Annotated in this window: 4 protein-coding genes and 1 pseudogene; 3 read left to right on the top strand and 2 right to left on the bottom strand. The window is 38.1% G+C overall.

All coding sequences use genetic code 11. The annotated features are described in order from the left end of the window. Window positions 1–947, bottom strand: a 947-nt coding sequence (locus CALSC_RS16730; RefSeq protein ID WP_235006821.1) for a DUF3352 domain-containing protein, incomplete at its 3' end; no start/stop codon positions are given. A gap of 586 nt (window positions 948–1,533) precedes the next feature. On the opposite strand from CALSC_RS16730, the gene CALSC_RS16725 reads away from it, so the two are divergent. The 3 genes from CALSC_RS16725 (at window position 1,534) to CALSC_RS16715 (ending at window position 4,106) form a co-directional block, all read left to right on the top strand. Beyond that, window positions 1,534–2,712, top strand: a complete 1,179-nt coding sequence (locus tag CALSC_RS16725) for a M20 family metallopeptidase (protein ID WP_088242442.1) — start codon at window positions 1,534–1,536, stop codon at window positions 2,710–2,712. Between the two features lie 131 nt (window positions 2,713–2,843). Next, window positions 2,844–3,065: a DUF167 domain-containing protein gene (locus CALSC_RS16720; RefSeq protein WP_088242444.1), complete on the top strand. Its 222-nt coding sequence runs from the start codon at window positions 2,844–2,846 to the stop codon at window positions 3,063–3,065. 237 nt (window positions 3,066–3,302) lie between these two features. Continuing rightward, window positions 3,303–4,106: a metallophosphoesterase gene (locus tag CALSC_RS16715; RefSeq protein WP_200817658.1), complete on the top strand. Its 804-nt coding sequence runs from the start codon at window positions 3,303–3,305 to the stop codon at window positions 4,104–4,106. A gap of 94 nt (window positions 4,107–4,200) precedes the next feature. Here CALSC_RS16715 and CALSC_RS16710 read toward each other — a convergent pair. Then, window positions 4,201–5,111: pseudogene (locus CALSC_RS16710) on the bottom strand (pentapeptide repeat-containing protein); the annotation flags it as partial.

The raw sequence follows: 5,111 nt of genomic DNA, 5'->3' as shown, positions 1-5,111 counted from the left end.
ATTTGCTTCAACTGTGCCAGGGTTTGGGGTGGTAATTGGCTAGTTCTAGAGTTACTAGCAATGAATTGTTCGATAGTAGCCGGATAATCGGGGACATAAATTTGAGCAACAGTATTTTGTAACTTGACTCCTTTGTTTAATACCTCTTTAGCACCTTTTTTATTCGCAAAGGAAGGTTCCCCTTTGAAAGTATCAATTGCGTATTCTACAGGTTTTTGATTAGGGGCAAAAACCAGATAATTATTGTTCAGAATCGTAGTATATGTAGAACTACCTTTATTATTTGTTTTGAGAATCTTTTCCCCTTTATATTCTATTTCCTGGCTTGCCAACTCTTTTTTTGATTTTAATTTGTTCGCAAAATTCAAAGCCGCAAGCTTATCTTTAATCCCTATTACCATCAATAAATTAGGTGCTGTAGTTCTGCCTCTCAAGCCCCCAGGTGAAGAACGTATACGGGATTGAGCTTCCTGTCCTGGAGAAGGCGGTAAAATAGCCAGCATCACCCCACCTACCCAAGGTTTTAAATCCTTTTCATAGGAAATATCACCTTCTTTTAACATATTTTGATTCAAGTCTTCTAAGCCCTTACCTAGGAGCTGTCTGGCTTCAGTAGTACCAAATTTATCTAACTTTGCCCAGGCTCGAGGGTCTGTGGTAATGTAAGTTGCCATCAATGCTTCATCCGGTACTATTTTGGCACTTTCCCAAACGCCAGAAGCATCTCCTGATGGCCCTTTTAAGTAGATATAGGCTGCTATACTTCCTACCACTATCGCCCCTAAACCAAGGGCAGGAATTAAAAATTTTGATTTTTTTTCTGTCATAATAATTTTGGATTTTGGATTTTGCGGAAAGTTGCGGTGCGGTGAGTGTAGTGTAGTCTTGGGGAGCCAGCGTTGTAGACGGGTTTCCCGTCGCAGACGACTGGCGTTGGTTTCCCCCATGAACAACTACCGTTCGCGTAGCGTCTCCGAAGGAGATACTCGAAGGGGGGTTCCCCCCGTTGAGCAAACTTTTCAAGACGGATTTTGGATTGACCAAAAAATAAACTGGATACAAACTCTCGGATTTATCTGTGGAGAGTCAAAAATTTTTGGTTGAGTTTTAAGCCCCTCGATTTATCGATGGGGTAACTGTTAGCGCAGCTCCTCCGCAGGAGGCTAACTGGTAACTGATAACTGATAACTGAAATGACCCCATGTCTCAAGTCAGGGGTTGTATCTTTTTATTCTTCGGTCATTATATTTATCCTCTATTGATGATATTTTGATCGATGTGGCTAAAAGCGTCATGGTGGAGTTTGCGGATATATTGCACCTTAAATGTGTTTTACTGTTATACCAATTTGAAAAATGATTACCAGAGATGGAAAGAAAGAAAAGCTTATGTAGTAGTTCTTTCACAATCCAAAATCTAAAATGGTATTATTCCCAAAAGTTCCTCCCATCCCAAATAACTCTGAGGGAGCATTGCTCTTTGTTGTGTAACACTTCTTTATCATGGAGTAAAAGAGTGTAAAGTAATTTATCAATGCTCACCCGTATAAAAGATATCGCAACACAACTAGCACCTCGACTCATTGAAATTCGCCGTCATATTCACTCGCATCCGGAGCTAAGTGGACAGGAATACCAAACATCTGCTTTTGTAGCTGGTGTGTTGTCTTCTTATGGAATTCATGCGGAAGAGGGAGTGGGTAAAACAGGAGTCATTGGGGAACTCAAAGGTAATGGAAAGGATAGCCGAACTTTAGCTATTCGTACTGATATGGATGCTTTACCTATTACCGAATGCACGAAATTGGAATTTACTTCCCGTCACACAGGTATTATGCACGCCTGTGGTCATGATGTACATACTACAGTGGGTTTGGGGACGGCAATGATTCTCTCACAACTTGCAGAGGAGTTAGCCGGTAAAGTCCGTTTTTTATTTCAGCCAGCCGAAGAAATCGCCCAAGGGGCTCATTGGATGGTAGAAGATGGGGTGATGGACAATGTGGATGGTGTATTGGGTGTTCATGTTTTTCCTTCTATTCCCGCAGGTTCTATTGGAGTTCGGTTTGGAGCATTAACTGCGGCGGCGGATGATTTAGAAATTATCATCGTCGGTGAATCTGGACATGGCGCTCGTCCCCATGAAGCCATTGATGCTATCTGGATTGCTTCCCAAGTCATTACTAACCTACAGCAAGCCATTAGCCGTACCCAGAATCCTTTGCGTCCTGTGGTGTTGAGTATTGGTAAAATTGAGGGAGGTAGAGTTCCTAATGTAATTGCCGATCGTGTCCAGTTATTAGGAACTGTGCGATCGCTACATCCTGAAACCCGGACTCAATTACCAAATTGGATCGAACAAATTGTTGCTAATGTTTGTAATTCCTATGGTGCTAAGTATCAAGTAAATTATGGTCAAGGTGTACCTTCTGTCCAAAATGATTATGCTATGACTCAAATAATCAAATCAGCAGCAGAAGAGGCTTGGGGAAATGATTCGGTGCTTGTTTTACCCGAACCATCTTTAGGGGCGGAAGATTTTTCTATGTATTTAGAACACGCACCTGGTTCTATGTTTCGTTTGGGGGTGGGTTTTACAGATAGAATGACTAATTATCCATTACACCATCCTTTATTTGATGTAGATGAATCGGCAATTATTACCGGGGTTGTAACTCTTGCGTATACGGCTTATAAATATTTTTGTCACTGATATTTGTTAGTGAATTGACTGTATTTTTATTTGGGTGTAAACATTAATTTTATTGCAACCCCAAATGTTAATTTTGGGAGTTGCAATAATTAAATTAATGAATAAACTCTAAGTAGATGCAACTTGAAATTATGCAACAAAGAGTCAAGGTAAAACCCAATTCCAAACATCAACAAATTACTGAAGAAGCTGATGGTAGTCTGACTATACGTTTAAAATCTCCTCCCGTTGATGGCAAAGCTAATAAGGAATTAATCACAATATTGGCAAAAAAATTTGATGTACCTAAATCATGGATTCAAATTAAATCTGGCTTATCATCTCGGAATAAACTTGTAGAAATTGATATATAGAATACAAGTTGATTTTTTTTAATTATTCTGAGATGTATTTTTATAATTTTCGCTAATTATTAATTTCTCTGATTATCAATAAATTAAATCTTGTTTGTAGTATTAATAAATCGGTACTTTAACCTACAAATCCATGAAAATGTCAAGCTATTATTGAAGAAAATACAAATTTATGGGGACTCTGAATTGAGAAATCGCAAGAGACGCAAAAAAAATATATTTTTGTTATTTAAAAGTATGAAAGCCTTAATCATTATTAGTGCTTGCATATTTTTTTATGCTTATTTTGTCGAGCCAAATTGGATTGAAGTTCGTGCCTTAGAATTAAAATTACCACATTTAGCAACTGAACTTAGCGGTTATAAAATCGTGCAAATAAGCGATATTCATATAGATAAAAAGATGAAAATAAAGTATTTAAATTATCTTTTTCAGCTTGTGAATCAACAAAAACCAGATTTAATTGCTTTAACAGGTGATTACGTAACTCATGGATACGAAAAATTTATTCCTAATCTAGTTACACTAAGTCAATTAAACCCGAAGGATAAGACTGTAGCTGTCTTAGGAAATCATGATTATTCATCAAAAAATCATACCCAAGCAATTAAACAAATATTACAAGAAACTAATATTCTTAACCTTGAGAATGCTGTTTATTCTCTCAAGCGGGGTGATGCCATGCTACATATTGCTGGTGTGGATGATGTTTGGAAACGAAAAGACCGCTTAGATTTAGTATTACAACAATTACCAGAGGCTGGTGCAGCAATTTTACTCGCCCACGAACCAGATTTTGCTGATGTTAGTGCTGCTACAGGAAGGTTTGATTTGCAATTATCAGGACATTCCCATGGTGGACAAATATGCTTACCTTTTTTTAAGCCACCAATCCTACCAATATTAGGTAGTAAGTATTACAAGGGGCTTTACCATGTGGGAAAAATGATTCAGTATACTAATCGCGGTATTGGGTTCACCCATTTACATTTACGATTTAATTCCCGCCCGGAAATTACTGTTTTTACTTTAGTCGCTTAAAAATCTTCTGACTATGATTGAAAAATGCTTGTGGAATAAGCGTTTTGGGAGGTAATGGTGTGTTGCAAAATTGCTCAGTCGAGGCTTATAAATTTTATGGCAAGCCGAAAAACTGTTTAATCACAGGTATGAGATTGCCACAGGTTTTCATAAGTTCTGCTGTAGAAGGTAAATCTACAATTAATCCTTTCAGAAATGTCAACGCATTTTTAGCTATTTTCTGCATGGCTCCCTCTGCTGGCTTTTGCCCTGCTTCTGCAATTTTTTGTACCTGTTCCAAGGCTTCCTTTTTGTCCTCTTCACTTAGGCTTGTATCAGCTTCAATGGCAGTTTGCAGGTTGGTGAGAATTTCTTTAATTCCAGGTTTATCTGGTTCGTCAGAGTCGGGTAATTGATTAATGGTATTAGTAACATTACCACTAATCGCACCTATTGCAACTCCAGTCATGGATAAATCTTCACCTGCTGCGGCAACACCGCTAATATTCCCTTGAGCGCCACTGATATTTACACTTCCTTTATTCTCTTCTTTTTTAGACATGATAAACTCCCCGTGAGATTGACAAATTTGTGCGAAAAACTTTGGCTGCTGGATCGCATCTGATAGCAATTTTTCTAAACTGCTAATTCGTTCCTCTTTTTCTTTAATTCCTACCTGCATTGCTTGTAAGTCACTATAAGATAAAGATTGAATTTTTGTGTATCTTTGAAAATATTCTTTGTATAGTTCCGAGGGGTTAGCGTTATTTGAAACTATGGCTTGCAGTCTAATTTTTTCTTGTCCTCTTCCTTCTAGTGCTACCAGTTCTAAATCTGCTGTTGGATGACTTTCTTCTAACTGGGTGATGGCAATGGCAGCAGCAGTTGGATCTATGCCTTCATAGTGGAGCAAATCAAGGGTTTTAAATCTTTTACCCACTTTACGGGGGTCTACATTTTGACTTTTATACAAGTACAAAGTTTGAATCATGGGAGCAACAAAATCAGCAAAGTCTCCCTGTTTAA

The sequence above is a fragment of the Calothrix rhizosoleniae SC01 genome, from assembly GCF_900185595.1.
Classification (GTDB): domain Bacteria; phylum Cyanobacteriota; class Cyanobacteriia; order Cyanobacteriales; family Nostocaceae; genus Calothrix_A; species Calothrix_A rhizosoleniae.
Note: the sequence above shows the minus strand (reverse complement) of the source record. Positions and strands in the feature narration are given on the sequence as shown.